The following is a 19033-nucleotide window of genomic DNA, read 5'->3' as shown; positions in this document are numbered from 1 at the left end:
GAATGAAGGGGAAGAATGGCTGGATCAACTGCTTGCTTATCTAAGTGACAACATTGATTTTGTTGTGGAGTACTGCAGAAAGCACATTCCATGTATCAAGCCCATGCGACCGGATGCGACCTATCTGGTATGGCTGGATTGTCGTGATTTGCATTTGAATCAGGAAGAACTGAATGCCTTCTTTATTCAGGAAGCCAAATTAGGTTTGAATAACGGCGGTGACTTTGAAAGAGGACTGGAAGGCTATATGCGATTGAATGTAGCCTGTCCAAGAAGTGTGTTAAGACAGGCAATGAAGCAGTTAGAAAAGGCGGTAAACAGTAGAAATGAAAGAAAGTAAGTTCTGGAAGCAATATGGCTCCGTTCTGTTATTGTTGGGTGGAATTCTGATCGGTTCTTTGATTGGAATCTTCAGTCCAGATACAGGAAAGATTTTAAAACCTCTAGGTGATATCTTTATCAATTTGTTATTTACGATCGTTGTGCCTTTGGTCTTTATATCGATTACGGCAGCCGTGGGAACCATGGTAAACCGTAAGCGGCTAGGTAAGATTTTGGGAAGTACGTTAGTGACTTTTATCGTTACGGGTTTATTCGCATCAGCCCTTGTCCTGATCTGGGTGCAGTTTTTTAGTCCGGCATCCGGTGGGGCTATCGAATTGAGTACGACAGAAATCGATAAGACACAAAGTGTTTCTGAATTGATTGTATCCACTTTGACAGTTTCTGATTTTTATCAGCTGTTGGATAAATCACATATGCTGGCGCTGATCATCTTTGCGATTTTGTTTGGGTTGTGTGTATCCATGAGCGGTGGTGATGAAAGTCCGGTTGGAAAGTTGTTAAAGAATTTAAATGAGATCATTATGCGTTTTGTCGGCATCATTATGAAACTTGCACCGATTGGATTAGGCGCTTACTTTGCGAACTTGATTGCCGAGTATGGTCCACAGCTGTTGGGCGATTATGGTCGCAGCATGATCGTATATTATCCTTTATGTCTTTTATATGTTCTTATTTTTTATCCTTTATACGCATATTTCTCCGGCGGTAAGGAAGGAGTTAAGCGCATGTTTAAGCATATCTTTACACCGGCAATCACAGCCTTTGCGACTCAAAGTTCGGCTGCAACATTACCGGTCAATAAGGAAGCTTGTGAAAAGATCGGTGTACCATCGGATATCAGTGATATTGTCTTACCGATGGGATGCACTATGCATATGGATGGTTCGGTATTAAGCTCGATCACAAAGATCGTATTTTTATTCGCAACCTTTAATCTACCATTTACCGGCATTGACACCTATGCGATGTCAATTTTAGTAGCCATCTGCTCTGCCTTTGTCCTTTCAGGAGCACCAGGTGGTGGCCTAGTAGGAGAAGTTTTGATCGTATCGATGTTTGGCTTTCCACCGGAAGCCTTTCCATTGATCGCAACTCTGGGCTTCTTGTTTGATCCTATGGCAACGGCTTTAAATGCCAGTGGAGATACGATTGCCAGCATGATCGTAACTCGTTTGGTCGAGGGAAAAAACTGGCTTATACAACATTCAACAAATGGTTCTAAGTAAAAAAGAGTCTATAGAAAAGCTTATCCTTGGCGATAGGCTTTTCTTTTTCTTTATAAAATGATCAAAAATCGCCTTGAAATCTAGAATTTGACATTTTTTATGCGAAAAACTTTGATATAATTAAAGCTATGCGAAAGGATGATCAGATGCCAGATAAGACATATGATGAGAATAGTATTGTGATCCTGGAAGGACTGGAAGCAGTCCGCAAACGTCCGGGTATGTATATTGGTTCTACGGATTCCAGAGGTCTTCACCACCTGGTTTGGGAAATCGTCGATAATGCGATTGACGAGGCTTTGAATGGCTATGGAAATCAGATCCATATTACATTGAATGCCGATGGCAGTGTTACGGTAGAAGATCATGGACGTGGAATGCCTGTCGGAAAACATAAATCCGGTGTCAGCACCTTAGAAGTTATTTTTACGGTGCTTCATGCCGGCGGTAAATTTACCAGCAGTGGAGGCTATCAAAGTGCCGGTGGTTTGCATGGTGTAGGGGCCAGTGTTGTGAACGCATTGTGTTCCTGGTGTAAAGTAACGGTGCATGATGGTAAAAATGTATGGTCTATGTTGTTTGAAGATGGGGGAAAGAAAGTCGGAAAGCTGGAGAAGATCGGTAAGACCAATCGTACCGGAAGTACTGTACAGTTCTTACCGGATCCTCACATCTTTAAACAAAATCGCTTTTCCTTCTCTAAGATTTGTGAACGTGCGCAGGAAGATGCTTTCCTTTTAGAAGGCTTAGAGATGAAAGTGACCGATCTTCGAAAAGAAAAACGGGAAATGGTCTATCAGTATGAAAATGGCTTACAGGCTTTTATCGAGGAAATTGATAAAGATCATACACCGATGCACGATCCAATCAGTTTTGAAGGCAACAATAATGGCATACAAGTGCGTGGTTGTTTTCAATATACTGATGATTATCAGGAAAATGTTTTTAGCTTTACCAACATGGTTCGAACACGGGATGGCGGAAGTCATGAAACCGGTGCGAAACAAGCTTTTACCAAAGTGTTCAACGAATATGCCCGTAAAAACGGTTTCTTAAAAGAGAAGGATAAAAGTTTTGATGGCAGTGATGTTCGGGAAGGCTTAACGCTTGTCATCAATCTGACAATTCCGGAAAATCTTCTTCAGTTTGAAGGACAGACAAAAGAGAAATTGGGAACACCGGAGGCAAAATCAGCTACGGATGCGATCGTGAGTGAGAATTTACGCTATTTCTTAGAAGAGAATAAAGAAACGGCACAGGCGCTGGTGCGAAAAATTGTAAAGGCGGCCAATGCGCGTAATGCGGCTCGCAAGGCCAGAGAGGAAGCGCGTAAAGGCAAAGGCAAACAGAAGGCAGAAAGAGTATTGTCCGGAAAGCTTGCCAGTGCGCAAAGCAAGGATGCCCGAAGAAAGGAGCTGTACCTTGTCGAAGGTGATTCGGCCGGGGGTAGTGCCAAACAAGGTAGAGATTCAAAATATCAGGCCATCCTACCATTAAGAGGAAAGGTATTAAATACCGAAAAGGCATCTTTGGAAAACATTGAGAAAAATGAAGAATTGAATACGATCATTCATGCCCTGGGAGCCGGTGTCGGAAAAGATTTTACCGCCGAAGATTCCAATTACTATAAGGTCATCATCATGACCGATGCAGATGATGATGGGGCACATATTCAAAATCTATTGTTGACATTCTTTTATCGCTATATGAGAGATTTGATCGATAAGGAAATGTTATATATCGCCTTGCCACCTTTATATCGGATTGCCAAAGGAAAGAATGAATACTATCTATACACGGATGAAGAACTGGATGAAAAGAAAAAAGAGCTCAAAAACGGCTATACCATCACCCGTTATAAAGGTCTTGGTGAAATGAATGCGACGCAGCTTTGGGATACCACGATGAATCCGGCTACGCGTACCTTGATTTGTGTAACGATAGAAAATGCGGTCATGGCTGAGCGTCGTGTCCATGAGCTGATGGGGGATAAAGCAGAACTTCGTCGTAACTGGATCGAAGACAATGTTGTTTTCACATTGGAGGATGATTATGCAAAGGAGGTGCGCCATGACTAAGGCAAATACAGTGGAAGAACATCATATATTAAAAAATTCACTGGAAGATATCATGGCGGATCGCTTTGCACGTTATTCCAAATACATCATTCAGGAGCGTGCCCTGCCCGATGCCAGGGATGGCTTAAAGCCGGTGCAAAGGCGTATTTTGTATGCGATGTATGAAGATGGAAATACCTACAACAAACCGTATCGTAAAAGTGCTAAAACGGTAGGTAACGTCATCGGTAATTATCACCCGCATGGGGATAGTTCCGTTTATGACGCGATGGTACGATTATCACAATCTTGGAAAATTGCGGATCCATTGATCGATATGCAGGGAAATAACGGTTCTATTGACGATGATCCGGCGGCTGCGATGCGATATACGGAAGCAAGACTTTCCAAGCTTTCGGATTATTTGTTGCAGGATATTGAAAAGGATACGGTAGAATGGGCGCCCAACTTTTCCGATGAAAAGATGGAACCGACAGTCTTGCCGGCTCGTTATCCCAACTTGCTGGTCAATGGAATTACCGGTATTGCCGCTGGTTATGCGACCAATATACCGCCACATAATTTAAATGAAGTTGTCGAAGCAGCGATTTATCGTATCCAGCATCCACAATGTGATCTACATGAGCTGATGCAGATTGTAAAAGGGCCCGATTTTCCAACCGGCGGTATCGTTATGGGGATTGACGGTATCAGTGAAGCTTTTTCCAAAGGTAAAGGAAAAGTCATGATTCGATCTAAGGTACATGTGGAACAGACACGAACAATCAAACAACTGGTTGTTACCGAAATTCCATATGAAGTGATCAAAAGTCAGCTGGTCAAGAAGATCGATGATATTCGAATCAATAAAAAAGTCGATGGTATCTTAGATGTACGTGATGAAAGTGATCGTAATGGATTGCGCATTGTCATCGACTTAAAGAAAGATTGTGCCGATGAAACGATCTTGAATTATCTTTATAAGAATACCGATCTTCAGATTTCTTATAACTATAATGTGATTGCCATTGTCAATAAGGCGCCGGTATTGATGTCTTTGCCGATGGCGCTGGATGCCTTTATTCAACATCGGGAAGATGTAGTTTTAAGGCGAAGTCATTATGATTTAAAGGCTAAAAAGGAACGAGCGCATATCTTGGAAGGCTTGATCAAAGCGGTTAGTGTCATGGATGAGATCATTTCTATCATTCGCTCTTCTAAAGATAAGGCCGATGCCAAAAATAATCTGATTTCTCGCTTTGGCTTTTCCAAAGAACAGGCAGAAGCCATTGTCATCATGCGTTTATATCGTTTGACACATACGGATATTAAAGAATTGCAGGATGAATACGATGCGCTTTTAAAGGATATTCAACGTTTGGAAGGTATCGTATCGGATAAGAAAAAGCTGCATGCATTGCTTGTCAAAGAATTAAAAGAAGTCAATACGACTTTTAAGACCGAAAGACGCAGTGAGATTCAAAAGGATATTCAAGAGATCGTCATTGATGAAAAAGCTATGATTGCGGATGAACAAGTCATGGTGACAATGACACATGATGGGTATGTTAAACGTGTCAGTCTGCGCTCTTACAATGCGTCACCGGATAGCCTGAGTGGTCATAAGGATGGCGATTTTATCGTATGCAGCGGACAGTCCAGCACCTTACAGACACTCTTGTTTTTTACCAATCGCGGAACCTATGGGTATTTACCGGTCTATACCTTGGAAGAAGCCAAGTGGAAGGATCTGGGAAAACATATCAGCAGTTATTTGAAAATCGATTCTTCGGAAAAAATCGTTCAGGCCTATTTGATCGATCATTTTGATAAACATGTAGAGATGGTCTTTGCCTCGGCTTTAGGAATGATCAAGCGAACTTCTTTAAAAGATCTGCAGGTTTCTCGTGCCAATAAAACGATGGTCTGCATGAAAGTTGGATCAGCCGATGAAATGATTTCGGCAAAAGCATCCATGACACAATCTGATCAGATCGTGTTGGTGACAAAAAATGGTTTTGGTTTGACGTATCCGGTTGAACAAGTACCGCAGGTATCGGCAAAATCCAAAGGTGTTAAATCAATCAATCTGACAAGGGACGATTGTGTGGAAGATATGCTTGTCTGTCGTGACTTGCAGGGACAAATTCTATTTATGACAAGCGAAGGGCAGATGAAACGTGTCAAGATGGATCAGATTGCCCAGTTTAATCGACCGGCTAAAGGAAACCGCATTTGTAAGCTGATCAAATCAAATCCAAGTCATCTATATAAAATGAAGGAGATTCGTGATCTACAAAAGGAAATCGTGCTGGAAAGTGAAGAGCTTCTTCGCTTTGTACCGGCATCCATTTCTTTGATGTCGGTAGAATCAACGTTCTCGAATCCATTTGGCAAGTTGGAAGCTTATACGATTCCCGAAATCCTGGATCGTATTGAGGAAGGAAACTGGTCAGAGGAAGAAAGTGAACAGCTTTCACTTTTTGAGGTATAAGCATGTCCAGAAAAAATGCGAGTGCCATCTGTATCTTGGTGGCAGCCATCTGGGGCGGTGGTTTCATTGCGACCGATGCCGCTTTGGCCACCTTTGATCCGTTTACCGTTTTATTGATTCGCTTTTTAGGTGCCAGTCTTGTGTGCTGGCTCATAGTAGGAATTCAAAAAATACGCATTACCAAAGCCGGTGTATTAAAAGGGGCTTTATCAGGTATTTTCTTGTATTTGGCCTTTGCCTTTCAAACCTTTGGTTTAGATATGACCAATACAGGTCAAAATGCTTTTTTAACGGCGGTCAATGTGGTCATGGTACCTTATATCGCCTGGCTCATCTTTAAGAAAAGACCACAGTTCATGCAGGTATTTGCCAGCTTGATCTGTCTGATTGGTATTGGATATCTTTCTCTATCAAAGGGGCAGTTTCACTTTTCTTTTGGAGATGGTTTATCACTGATGTGTGCCTTCTTTTTTGCTTGTCACTTTATCTCTTTGGAGTATTCGACAAAAGGACAGGATGTGCGACTTATCAATGCGGTTCAAATGTCAGTGGCTGCATTAGTGTCTATTCCAGGTGCCTTATGTTTGGAAGCGATGCCTTCACACATCTCCTCGATGGCCATTTTCAGCTGCCTTTATATGATTTTGATTGCCACATGGCTTGCATTTCAATTACAAACTCTGGCGCAAAAATATATCGATTCTTCCAGTGCCAGTGTGCTTCTTTGTACAGAATCTTTATTTGCCAATATTTTTGGATTTGCATTGTTGCACGAAGAAAAGACGTGGATCATGATCCTTGGTGGTTTATTGATTTTTCTGTCGGTTATCTTAGTAGAAGGGGAATCTCTGTTTGATAAAAATAGAATTTTCAAACGGTTGTCAAAAGAATAAAAAAATAGTAATATAAAGTATGTAAATAGTGAGGATGGATTAAATATGGATTGGTTAAGTACAATACTTTACACCTTAGTTGGGGTTGTTATTGGCGGGATTTTAGGTTTTTATTTCACAAAGAAAAAGTTTGAAAAAGAATTAAAGGAAAATCCACCGATCAATGAAAAGATGATTCGTGCTATGTTCTTACAAATGGGTCGTAAACCTAGTGAAGCGCAGATTCGTCAGATCATGAAATCAGTTAACCAAAACAGATAGCGAAGAGGAAACTCTTCGTTTTTCTTTTATGCAAATAATATGTGATAATGATGATGGTAATAGGGGAATATGGGAAAATTTGTGAATAACTATTGCGAAATCGCTTTAATTTTCTTAAAATAAGGATGAATGTACCACTGTATAAAAATAGTATGGCTATATAATGAATACAAATACGAGCTGTTTTTATACAGGCAACATGATCACTTATATACAGGTGAGTAGATAGGAGGTTAATATGGTAGGAATTATCCTAGCGAGTCATGGGGAATTTGCCGAAGGGATTCATCAGTCCGGATCTATGATCTTTGGCGATCAGGCAAATGTCAAACCTTGCATTTTAAAACCAAGCGAGGGACCTCAGGATATTCGCAAAAAAATGGAAGACGCGATTGCTTCCTTTGATCAACAGGATGAGATCTTATTCCTGGTGGATCTTTGGGGCGGAACGCCTTTCAATCAGGCAAGTGCTTTAAAAGACGGGCATGAAAGCTGGGCTATTGTAACCGGTTTGAATCTGCCTATGTTGATTGAAGCCTATGCATCCAGAATGAGCATGGACACAGCTCATGAAATTGCGATGCACATTGCCAAGACGGCAAAAGAGGGTGTTCGCATTCAACCGGAAGATCTGGAACCGGTGGAAGAAGAAAAAGAGCAGAGTGCGGCTCCTGTCATGCAGCAGGCCATTCCGGAAGGAACCGTGCTGGGTGATGGACATATCAAATATGTATTAGCTCGAATCGATACCCGTTTATTGCACGGACAGGTGGCAACAACATGGACAAAATCAACCAATCCGGATCGTATCATCGTTGTTTCTGATAATGTAGCACACGATGAATTGCGAAAAAACATGATCATACAGGCTGCTCCTCCGGGAGTTAAGGCACATGTTGTACCGATTGATAAGATGATTGCTGTGGCTAAGGATCCTCGTTTTGGTGCAACCAAAGCGTTGTTGTTGTTTGAAACACCACAGGATGCCCTAAAAGCAATTCAGGGTGGTGTGGATATCAAAACATTAAATGTAGGTTCCATGGCACATTCACAGGGAAAAGTTGCGGTTACGAAGGCTTTAGCTTTTGATAAAGACGATGTAAAGACCATGCGTGAGATTGAAAAGCTGGGTGTTAAATTTGATGTCCGTAAAGTTCCGGCCGACAGCCCGGAAAATATGGATGCGATCTTGAAAAAAGCAGAAGCTGAACTTGGATAAGATTGTTTTTGGAGGTTAATATGAATATTATTACAGTGATTCTCATTGTCATTGTAGCCTTATTAGCGGGTATGGAAGGAATTTTGGATGAATTCCAGTTCCATCAGCCTTTGGTTGCATGTACATTGATCGGACTTGTAACAGGTCACTTAACAGAAGGGATCATGTTGGCGGGAAATCTTCAACTGATGGCTTTAGGATGGGCCAACGTTGGAGCTGCTGTGGCACCGGATGCTGCTTTGGCATCGGTTGCCTCTGCCATTATCATGGTGCTTGGTTTAGACGGAGCTACCGATGTAAACAGTGTTATTTCTACATCCATCGCGGTTGCGGTTCCTTTGTCAGTAGCTGGATTGTTCTTAACGATGATTTGTCGTACGCTGGCCATTCCTATCGTACATATTATGGATGGTGCGGCTGAAAAAGGAAGCTTTAAAACGATTGAAATCTGGCAATATATCGCCATTTTGATGCAGGGACTTCGTATTGCGATCCCGGCAGCTATCTTGTGCTTTGTTCCATCGGATATCGTTACCAGTGCTCTACAGGCAATGCCGGCATGGTTGAATAATGGTATGACCGTTGGTGGTGGTATGGTTGCCGCTGTTGGTTATGCCATGGTCATCAACATGATGGCTACAAAGGAAACTTGGCCATTCTTCGCCTTAGGTTTCACACTGGCTTGTATCCAGGAGATCACATTGATCGGTCTGGGTGTCATTGGTGTTGCCTTAGCTTTGATTTATCTGGCATTGAAGGAAAGCGGAGGTTCCGGTGGAAACGCCTCCAATACAGGTGACCCGTTAGGGGATATCCTGAATGATTACTAGGATCGAAAGGAGAGATTAGTATGGCAGAAAAAATTGTTTTATCTAAAAAAGATCGTATGAAAGTTTGTTGGCGTCATCAGTTTCTTCAGGGATCCTGGAACTATGAACGTATGCAGAACGGTGGATGGTGCTATTCCATCATTCCGGCTATCAAGAAACTATATACAAACAAAGAAGATCAGATTTCCGCATTAAAGCGTCATATGGAATTCTATAATACCCATCCTTATGTATCTTCTCCGGTCATGGGTGTTACTTTGGCCATGGAAGAAGAACGTGCCAATGGTGCACCAATTGATGATGTGGCAATCCAGGGTGTTAAGGTTGGTATGATGGGACCATTGGCTGGTGTCGGTGACCCGGCTTTCTGGTTTACCATGCGTCCAATTTTAGGGGCTTTAGGTGCTTCTTTTGCCCTGAGCGGTAATTTGTTAGGACCTGTATTATTCTTTGTATTATGGAATGTGATTCGTTTTGCGTTCATGTGGTACACGCAGGAGTTTGGCTATAAAGTAGGAACTTCAATCACCAAAGACTTGTCCGGTGGATTGTTAGGAAAGATTACGCAGGGAGCCAGTATCCTTGGTATGTTTGTCATTGGTGGCCTGGTTCAGCGTTGGGTCAGCATCACTTTAACACCGGTTGTATCTACCGTTGCCAATGATGAAGTTAATATCATCGACTTCTCTAAATTTGACGGTACCGGTGAATCTTTACAGGCCATTTTACGTGAATATGACAGTGGAAAATTCTTGTATGATACAACATCGACTACATTACAAGATAACTTAAACTCATTAACACCAGGTTTACTGGCGGTATTATTGACTTTGTTTATCTGCTGGCTATTGAAAAAGAATATTTCGCCGATCGTTATTATTATTGGTCTTTTCATTGTTGGTATCATTGGTGTTCTTTGCGGATTCATGTAGAATGTATAAAAGTCCGGTTTTTACCGGACTTCTTCTTTTTGAGGTGATACGATGGTTCAATCAATGAATACAAAAGCAGAGTTGACGGTCAAGGGAAGCTGTTTTATGGGCTTGACCAGTACCGGTAAGATTATGGTCGGTGATAAAGCGTTTGAATATTATAACGATCGTAAGGTCGAAGACTACATTCAAATTCCCTGGGAGGAAATCGACTATTTAGCCGCATCGGTTTATTTTAAACGCTATATCAATCGTTTTGCGATCTTTACGAAAAGTGATGGGAGTTTCTCTTTTTCAGCGGGGAAACGCAATAAAGAGCTTCTTCGTGCGATTCGTAATCATATGCCTTCAGATAAAATGGTACAGTCCCTTGGTTTCTTTACTGTTTTAAAAAGAGGTATTCATAATCTTCTGCATAGAAAAAACAGGCCGTGACCTGTTTTTTTATCGTATATAGTCTTGTATCCTTTTCTTTAGTGTTGTTTGTCGAATCCTGCGATTTTTTAAACGTACCTGTTTTTCAAAAACATAGCGTTGTCCAATGATGAAAAGCTGTTTTTTTGCACGGGATATCCCCGTATATAACAAGCGCTTTTCCAACATGTGCAAAGAGTTTTGATCGACCACACAACAAACCGTGTCATATTCGCTGCCTTGGGCTTTATGAACACTGATGCAGTAGGCATGTTTGAGATAATAGAGAAAATCATACGTAAAATCTACGATTCGATTGCCAAAATCCACGCTGATTCTTTGATTTGCTTTTGAAGAATTATCGATTTCGATGATATATCCAATATCGCCGTTATATACATCTTCCTCTGGAAGATTTTTTAGTAACATGACCTTATCGTCTTCACGAAAGGTAGTTGTACCGACCTTTAGCTCCTGCTTGTTTATCGAGGCTGGATTAAATTGCTCCTGCATCGCCACATTGATCGCATCGATGCCGGCAGCCCCTTTATACATCGGTGATAAGATCTGAAAATCATCCAGATTCATATCTTTTGTGAGTCCTTGTATCATTGGCAGGATCCTTTGTGAACTTTCTTCGATAAAGTTGACTCCATCTTCATAGGTACATGTAGTTTCCTCGCGGATTTCTTTAGCCAGTGTAACAATACCAGAACCATTTTTTTGACGAAAGATTTTTTCCAGATGAATGACCGGAAAGACCTGACTTGAAATGATATCTTCAAATACTTTTCCCGGTCCAACACTTTCCAGCTGATCTTCATCACCTATCATTAATATTCGTGCATGATCCGGTAGGGCTTTTAATAAACTGCAGAAAAGATGGGTATCGACCATACTGAATTCATCGATGATCAATACATCCAGTTCTAGGGGATCGTTTTCATCTTTGGCAAAGGTATTATCATCTTTGTTCCATTTTAAAAGGGAATGAATGGTTTTACTGTCCGCATAAGCCAGTTGACTCAAACGCTTGCTGGCACGACCGGTTGGAGCACAAAGCTGTATCTTTGAATCCGGATAGAAGGCATTGTATAAAGCCAGAATCCCTTTAACAGTCGTTGTTTTTCCGGTACCCGGTCCACCATTGATGATACAAATACTGTGATTAAAAAAAGTTTCAATGGCTTGTTTTTGTACACTGTCGTATTGAAGGTTATAAGCAAATTCCACTTCTTCTATTTTTTTATCTAAGTCTTTTTTGGAAAGGGTATCTACTTTAAATTGATGATGGGATAAGATTTTGGCAATTTCAATTTCTTCATCATATAAACCAAACGGATACACTTTGTTTTCATCGACATGAAGACTTTTATGAAGACATAAGCGATCTAAGATTTCATCCAGCAGTTCTATCGAACAATTTGGCAAATGTTCCAAAAGGGACGTCTTAAAAATATATGTATTTCCGGTTGCCATGCTTAGATTTCTTGTCAGTTCATAGACATAGGCATCCATACGACGAGTATCTTTTTTATCCATTTCAAGGCCATCGGCTAACTTTAAGGCCGATCGATAGCCAAAACCATAAATTTCATAGTAAGGGCGAAAACAATCTTCTTCAATCACATCTAAAACATTGTCATAGGCTTGTTCCAACAGTTCGATCTTTTTTTGATCCAACCCCAGTTCCATAAGACGGACATAAGTTTCATTAAAGCCGTCAAAGGACTGTAAACCTTCCTTGATGATTTCCTTTTTTTTGGCATTTAGACCGGGAACCATATCGAGTTTTCCAGGATCTTCGATAATGTGATGCAGACATTCCTCTCCCAATGTGTCATAGATTGCCTGTGCTGTCTTTTTACCAATGGTAGGAAAGGCATCGCTGGTCAAAAAATGAAGAATAGCTCGTTCTTTTTTTGGAAGAACCTTCTGTGCACTAAATATTTGAAATTGAGAACCATACTTTGGATGCGTAATGTAGCGGCCAACCAATTCATACTCCTGATCCTCAATTGGATCTTGCAGGCGACCGGCTCCGGTAAAAGTATGATATGTTTCCGTCTCAGAAAAAGAACCCACAACATAGTGGGTTTCCTGGTTTTCGAATATGATAAAATCCAAACTGGCTTTTATGGTTTGTTTATCCACTGATTTTCTCCTTATATGTTTGAATAATCTTCTCGTTTAAATCTTCATCACCCGCAAAGACTTGTTCAATAACACCGCCACCCAGACAAACATGTCCGTGATAGAAGACGGCTTCCTGTCCCACGGTTACCGATGCGATCTTTTGCGGATATCGAATCATTGCACTGTCTTTGTCAAAAGAAACGATTTCAATATCCTGATCAGCCTGACGATATCGAAACTTACAGGTCAGCTTGGTCGGAATTTCTTTTAAGTCCGGTACTAACCAGTTAATACCTTTAACGATACAGGAATCCGAATAGAGCCATTCTCTATGATCGGTATGACATACAAAGAGAATGTTTTTGTGAACATCCTTTCCACAGACAAACCACGGGCCTTTTTCATGGTCGATATGAAGTCCTTTTCTTTGACCGATCGTATAGTATAGAACACCACAGTGTCTGGCAATCTTCTTTCCGGTGTCGATATCTACGATATCACCTTCTTTATTGGGAAGGTAGTTGGAAAGAAACTGTCTGAAATTTCTTTCACCGATAAAACAAATTCCGGTACTGTCTTTTTTTGTGGCAACACTTTCTAAATGCAGCTGATCTGCCAGTTTTCGAACTTCCGGCTTGATTAGATTTCCAATGGGGAATAGCGTTTTTGCCAATGCTTTTTCCGGAACCTGACACAAAAAGTAAGTTTGATCTTTGTTTTGATCGGCAGCACGTGTAAGATAGGTAAAGCCATCTTTGGTTTCGTTTGAACAATAGTGGCCGGTAGCCACTTTATCAAATCCATGTTTCATGGCATAGTCAAAAAAAGCATCAAACTTAATATATTTATTACAAAGAATATCCGGATTGGGTGTACGTCCTTTTTCATATTCATTTAAGAAGGTTTGAAAAACAGAATCCCAATATTCTTTAATAAAATCAACGCGTAATAACGGCAGGTCTAAATGTTCAGCCACCGCCTTGGCATCCATGTAGTCCTGCTCCTGCGGGCATACATCATTTTGTATGGTAGGATTGCCTTCAATATCATTATTGGCAAACGCATCCCAATTTCGCATGAAACAACATGTTACATCATAACCTTGTTCTTTTAATATATAGGCGGCAATGGCAGAATCTACGCCGCCGCTTAATCCAACTAGTACTTTTTCCATAGGCCCATTATAGAGAAATTCAGTGGAATTTTCAAATGCTTCTTCGGCTTGTTTTCAGCTTTTCAAAAAAAGGTATTGATTTCTATTTTTGAATTCGTTATAATAGACAAGCAACAGCGATAAAGAGATTTCCCCGGGTGGTGAAATTGGTAGACGCAGTGGACTCAAAATCCACCGGTAGCGATACCGTGCCAGTTCGAGTCTGGCCTCGGGGACCATTTAAAAGATTAGAACAAATCATATGGATTTGTTCTTTTTTATTATCACAAAAAAAGTCACACGTTAATGTGTGGCTTTTTCAGAAGATACCATATGAAGTTTTGATAAAAGAGGGTAGCCAACGATCGCAACCAGAAATCCCATGACAGCCTGAAATAAGTTACCCCATACACTGGCAAGACCTAACCATACACTTTGGTTGACAATTGAATCGGCAATAAAATAACCACCGATCATGATCATAGAGCCAATCAGGTACCAAAGTATGCGATACATCGGCCGATCATTTTTTTGTAACAGGTAGGCAACGATAAAGCCTTCCAGCCCTTTAATGATCAGGGTGAAAATAAAGTAGTAACCATAGCCTCCGGCCACATCCGCCAAACCGCTGCCTAAGCCACCAACAAGAAATGATAAACCGGGATTTAAAATAGAAGCAAATAAAAGGATAAATCCATCACCCATATTAACATATCCCTGCATCGCATTGGGAATACGAATCAAGATCGTTGCGACAAATACAATGGCAATTCCTAAGGCACTGAGCACAATTTGTTGAATTTGTTTGTTTGTTTTCATATCTATCTCATTCCTTCCTTTGTCTCTATTTTACGAATAAAGTGTCTTTTATAAAATATACAATTATGTTAAATTTTAAGGGGACAGTTTATGAAACGATATATGCAGGTCTATAACAAATTTGTAGAGGATATCAAAAAAGGATATTTAAAATACGGAGATGCACTTCCCAGTATTCGTAAAAGTGTGCAGATCTTCGGCTTTTCAAAAACTAGCATTGAAAGAGGTTATGAACAACTAGTATTGGATGGTTATATTATCAGCGAGGCACAAAAGGGATTTATCGTGGATATCAAGCCTTATCAGCTTCATCGCCAACAAATCATAGCAGAGGTTTCAAATTCAGACATACCGAAACAATACTTATATGATTTTAGAAGTCATGCCGTCAGTCAGGATAGCTTTGATCTTAGAATCTGGAAACGATATATGAAAGATGTCTTCCAAGATACGCCGTTGATTTCAACCTATGGAGATAAACAGGGCGAACAAGAATTGCGGACCGCCCTTAGTGAGTATGCTTATCATAATCGAGGAATCTTGGCGACTGGTGCTCAGATTTTAGTAGGATCTGGATTTCAATCATTGTTGTTTGATTTTTGTTCACTGTTGGAAAAACCGGTTTCGATCGCAATGGAAGAAGGTGTATCCAAAGAAGTCAACCATGTGTTTACATCCTTTGGATTTGATTGTCACTTTTTATCCAAAGAAAGATATATAGAGGAATTATCTTTACTGGATATTGATATTTTATATATCAATACGGCTTGTTTTGGACGTGATTTTGCACCACTTTCGAATTCTATGCGGGATACGATCTTACATCTATCCTATGATAAAAGCTTTTTAATTCTGGAAGATGACTATAATGGGGAATTGACCTATCATTCCAAACCCAGACAGGCTTTACAATCTGCCAGTGTCATGGATAATGTAATCTATTTCAGTTCCTTTTCAAGACTCTTATTGCCATCCTTACGTCTAAGCTATATGATCTTAAATACAAAGTTTCAATACGCTCATCAACAGTTTAAAGATTCATTTGGCCCGACCGCTTCCAAGCTGGAACAGCTGGTACTGGCAAGATATATCGCCAATGGATATTTGGAAAAACATGTGCGCAAGCTAAAAAGAGAGTATGCGAAAAAAGAGCAGATCACGCATGATCTTCTTTCTTCCGCCGGATTTTCTGTCCTTTTGCAGGAGGCGTATTTTAGCTATCAGATCGATATTTCACATTGTGATGTCTTTGCGATCATAAAGACTTGTGAAGAAAAAGGAATCGGTATCGATACACCGACAAAAGATCGTCTGATCGTTTCTTTTGCGTATTTAGATAGAGATCGTCTGCAGGAAGGGTTGAAGTTACTTGTCAAAATCTTAAAAGAATGCTAGAATTTGAGAGCTTGATGATGAAAAAGATAAGTAGAAGAGAATTTGGACAGTTAGAGATAAGGCGTTTGGTGCAAGCCTTACAATAAGACTCTTTGAAGCTACTTTGGAGTGAAGCCGTATTCTGCGTTAAAGAAGAATTAAGGGCGTTTTCCAACAGGAAGACGAACTAGGATGGTACCGCGTTGATAACGTTCCTAGAGATAGGGACGTTTTTTTATTGGAGGAAAGAAATGAAACAGTTAAGTGGAAATCAAATTCGACAGATGTTCCTGGACTACTTTAAAGAAAAAGGACATATGATCGAACCGGGCGCCAGCTTGATCCCCAACAATGATCCAACTTTATTATGGATCAATGCGGGAGTTGCCGCTTTGAAAAAGTATTTTGACGGAAGTGAAAAACCGCGTTGTAATCGCATTGCCAATGCACAGAAGAGCATTCGTACCAACGATATTGAAAATGTAGGGAAAACAGCACGTCATCATACATTCTTTGAAATGTTGGGAAACTTTAGTATTGGAGATTACTTTAAAGAAGAAGCCATTCCTTTCGCATGGGAATTCTTGACGAGTGAAAAATGGATGGGTATCGATAAAAATCGTTTGTATGTTTCGGTTTATACAGATGATGAGGATGCGTATCGCATTTGGACTGAAAAATGTGGTGTAGATCCAAAACACATCTTGAAAACGGATGATAACTTCTGGGAAATCGGGAAAGGACCGGGTGGACCGGATTCTGAGATTTTCTTTGATCGTGGTGAAAAATACGATCCGGAAGACTTGGGAGAACGTCTGTTCTTTGAAGAACAGGAAAATGATCGATATGTCGAAGTATGGAATATCGTATTCTCTCAATATGATTGTGATCCTTCTATCGATCGAAAAGATTATAAAGAATTGCCACAGAAAAATATTGATACCGGTATGGGCCTGGAGCGTTTGGTTGCCTTGATTCAGGATGGTGAAACAAACTTTGATACCGATTTATTCTTACCAATCATTCATGCGACTGAAAAACTGGCCAAACATCCATACGAGGGTGAATATAAAATGGCTTATCGTGTCATTGCCGATCACATTCGTACCGTAACTTTTGCGTTAAGTGATGGTGCCAACTTCTCAAACAGTGGTCGTGGCTATGTTCTTCGTCGTGTGCTTCGTAGAGCGGTTCGCTATGGCTTGAAGTTAGGATTAGAGGATGCCTTCTTATATAAACTGGTTCCGGTTGTTGCCGATACGATGCAGGACTTCTATCCGTATTTACAGGAGCATGTGGAATTTAACCAGCGTTTGATCAAAATAGAAGAGGATACTTTTAAAAAGACTTTGAAAAATGGACAGGCTTTACTGGATGAGGAAATTCAGAAAGCGCAGAATGGTAAGCTTTCCGGTGAAATTGTCTTTAAGCTGTATGATACTTATGGGTTCCCATTTGAGTTGACACAGGAAATTGCTCAGGAAAGTGGTTTGGAAGTGCTTCGTGATGAATTTGATGCCCAGATGCAACTTCAAAAAGAACGTGCTCGTAATGCCCGTAATACCAAAGAATCTTTTGCTTCGCAACATGTAGATTTGATGGAATTTACACAGGAAAGTGAATATATTGGATACGATCATTTGGAATGTGATGGAACGATTATCGCTTTGTTCAAGGATGGAAAACGTGTGGATGGTTTAGAAGAGGAAGGCCAGATCATCTTAGATACGACCTGCTTCTATGCCGAAAGTGGTGGACAGATTGCGGATACAGGTGTTTTGGAAGCTGATGGAATCAAAGCACAGGTACTGGATGTACAAAAAGCACCAAATAAACAAAACCTGCTGCAGGTCAAGTTGGAACAGGGCGTTTTAAAAGAAGGCATGACATTACATCAGGTAGTAGATTCCAAAAAACGTGCTGCCATTACAGCTAATCACTCCTGTACGCATTTGTTGCAGAGTGCTTTAAAACAAGTAGTCGGAAGTCATATTTCACAGGCTGGTTCTTATGTTTGTGAAGATTACTTGCGTTTTGACTTCAATCATTTTGAAAAGCTGAGCAAAGAACAGCTGGTAGAAATTGAAGACTTGGTTAATCAGTATATCGATGCCAACTATACCGTTACCAAAGAAGTTATGGATATTGAAGATGCCAGAAAATCCGGAGCTACAGCTCTGTTTAATGAAAAGTATGGTGATCGTGTTCGTGTTGTAACGATGGGTGATGTTTCCAAAGAATTCTGTGGTGGCTGCCATGTGGATCATACTTCACAGATTGGTTTGTGCAAGATCATCAGTGAAGAAAGTATCGGCTCGGATATTCGTCGTATTACGGCCAAGACAAAATATGCTGCTTATAAAGAATGTGCGCATCAGCAGGCACAGCTGGAACACATTGCCAAGAGTGCTAAACAAAAGAGCACAAAGGAAATTGAACTGAAAGTTGATTCTTTCCTGGAACAGATGCATGCGCTGCAAAAGGAAAATGAAAATTTGAAGAATCAGATTTTTGCGTTAAAGTCCAAAGAATGGATCCTGGAAGCTAAAGAATGTGGATCTATCAAAGCTTTGATCAAAAAGGTACAGGGCATGGATGCGTCGGCTTTAAAGGATTTCGTTTCTAATTTAAAGGGCCAGGATGAAAACATCGTATGTTTCTTTGTGAATGTAAATGACAATAAAGTTGTCTTTGTTGCCGGAGCTGGAAAAGAAGCGGTGAGAAAAGGTGTGCATGCCGGTAAACTTGTTAAACAGGCTGCCATGCTGTGTGATGGTAACGGCGGTGGAAAACCGGATATGGCACAGGCCGGAGGAAAGGACATTTCTAAGGTCGATGAAGCCATGAAACTGGTAGAAAATACACTAAAAGAGATCTAAT

14 protein-coding genes, 1 tRNA gene, 1 pseudogene and 1 other annotated feature are annotated in these 19033 nt (G+C 40.6%); of the genes and pseudogenes, 13 read left to right on the top strand and 3 right to left on the bottom strand.

Translation table 11 applies throughout. The features are described 5' to 3' along the window. From ACTQX6_RS04710 to ACTQX6_RS04665, 10 genes and pseudogenes are all read left to right on the top strand, one after another. Nucleotides 1-340, top strand: a pseudogene (locus ACTQX6_RS04710) (MalY/PatB family protein); the annotation flags it as partial. Next, entirely contained in the window at nucleotides 327-1571 is a 1245-nt protein-coding gene (locus tag ACTQX6_RS04705) for a dicarboxylate/amino acid:cation symporter (protein ID WP_441657328.1), read from the top strand. The pseudogene ACTQX6_RS04710 and the gene ACTQX6_RS04705, both read left to right, overlap by 14 nt. 146 nt (nucleotides 1572-1717) lie before the next feature. After that, entirely contained in the window at nucleotides 1718-3649 is a 1932-nt protein-coding gene (gene parE / locus ACTQX6_RS04700; RefSeq protein ID WP_195221934.1) for a DNA topoisomerase IV subunit B, read from the top strand. After that, a complete protein-coding gene (gene parC, locus ACTQX6_RS04695) occupies nucleotides 3642-6122 on the top strand; it encodes a DNA topoisomerase IV subunit A (protein WP_294688986.1) in 2481 nt (826 codons plus the stop codon). The genes parE and parC overlap by 8 nt, the downstream gene beginning before the upstream one ends. 2 nt (nucleotides 6123-6124) lie before the next feature. Then, nucleotides 6125-7015 (top strand): DMT family transporter, encoded by an 891-nt coding sequence (locus tag ACTQX6_RS04690; protein WP_294688984.1) that lies wholly within the window; start codon nucleotides 6125-6127, stop codon nucleotides 7013-7015. A 45-nt stretch (nucleotides 7016-7060) separates the two neighbouring features. Continuing rightward, complete coding sequence (locus ACTQX6_RS04685) at nucleotides 7061-7276, top strand: YneF family protein (protein ID WP_022789121.1); 216 nt, start codon at nucleotides 7061-7063, stop codon at nucleotides 7274-7276. Between the two features lie 238 nt (nucleotides 7277-7514). Continuing rightward, a complete protein-coding gene (locus ACTQX6_RS04680; protein ID WP_195221909.1) occupies nucleotides 7515-8495 on the top strand; it encodes a mannose/fructose/sorbose PTS transporter subunit IIB in 981 nt (326 codons plus the stop codon). Between the two features lie 20 nt (nucleotides 8496-8515). Beyond that, entirely contained in the window at nucleotides 8516-9325 is an 810-nt protein-coding gene (locus ACTQX6_RS04675; RefSeq protein WP_022789119.1) for a PTS mannose/fructose/sorbose transporter subunit IIC, read from the top strand. 20 nt (nucleotides 9326-9345) lie between these two features. Further along, nucleotides 9346-10257, top strand: coding sequence for a PTS system mannose/fructose/sorbose family transporter subunit IID (locus tag ACTQX6_RS04670; RefSeq protein ID WP_022789118.1), 912 nt, complete (start codon nucleotides 9346-9348; stop codon nucleotides 10255-10257). A 51-nt stretch (nucleotides 10258-10308) separates the two neighbouring features. Beyond that, complete coding sequence (locus ACTQX6_RS04665; protein WP_022789117.1) at nucleotides 10309-10692, top strand: DUF956 family protein; 384 nt, start codon at nucleotides 10309-10311, stop codon at nucleotides 10690-10692. 9 nt (nucleotides 10693-10701) lie between these two features. Here ACTQX6_RS04665 and recD2 read toward each other — a convergent pair whose 3' ends face one another. Continuing rightward, the gene (gene recD2, locus ACTQX6_RS04660) at nucleotides 10702-12825 is read right to left on the bottom strand and encodes an SF1B family DNA helicase RecD2 (RefSeq protein ID WP_294688979.1); all 2124 of its coding nucleotides are present in this window, start codon (nucleotides 12823-12825) and stop codon (nucleotides 10702-10704) included. Next, complete coding sequence (gene mnmA / locus ACTQX6_RS04655) at nucleotides 12818-13981, bottom strand: tRNA 2-thiouridine(34) synthase MnmA (RefSeq protein WP_294688977.1); 1164 nt, start codon at nucleotides 13979-13981, stop codon at nucleotides 12818-12820. The genes recD2 and mnmA overlap by 8 nt, the downstream gene beginning before the upstream one ends. Nucleotides 13982-14112: 131 nt before the next feature. Between mnmA and ACTQX6_RS04650 the strand changes: the two genes are divergently transcribed. Continuing rightward, a tRNA-Leu gene (locus ACTQX6_RS04650) sits at nucleotides 14113-14199 on the top strand. A gap of 64 nt (nucleotides 14200-14263) precedes the next feature. On the opposite strand, the gene ACTQX6_RS04645 is transcribed toward ACTQX6_RS04650, so the two are convergent. Continuing rightward, nucleotides 14264-14779 carry an ECF transporter S component gene (locus ACTQX6_RS04645; protein ID WP_168965870.1) on the bottom strand — a complete coding sequence of 172 codons (516 nt, stop codon included), beginning with the start codon at nucleotides 14777-14779 and terminating at the stop codon, nucleotides 14264-14266. A 90-nt stretch (nucleotides 14780-14869) separates the two neighbouring features. Here ACTQX6_RS04645 and ACTQX6_RS04640 point away from each other — a divergent pair, with 90 nt between their 5' ends. Further along, nucleotides 14870-16174, top strand: coding sequence for an aminotransferase-like domain-containing protein (locus ACTQX6_RS04640; RefSeq protein WP_117445399.1), 1305 nt, complete (start codon nucleotides 14870-14872; stop codon nucleotides 16172-16174). An 8-nt stretch (nucleotides 16175-16182) separates the two neighbouring features. Next, nucleotides 16183-16373: a binding site (T-box leader), on the top strand. Between the two features lie 31 nt (nucleotides 16374-16404). Beyond that, nucleotides 16405-19032, top strand: coding sequence for an alanine--tRNA ligase (gene alaS, locus ACTQX6_RS04635; protein ID WP_294688685.1), 2628 nt, complete (start codon nucleotides 16405-16407; stop codon nucleotides 19030-19032). The last annotated feature ends 1 nt before the right edge of the window (nucleotide 19033 follow it).

This window comes from Faecalicoccus sp. LCP19S3_E2, assembly GCF_052121255.1.
Lineage (GTDB): Bacteria > Bacillota_I > Bacilli_A > Erysipelotrichales > Erysipelotrichaceae > Faecalicoccus.
Note: the sequence above shows the minus strand (reverse complement) of the source record. Positions and strands in the feature narration are given on the sequence as shown.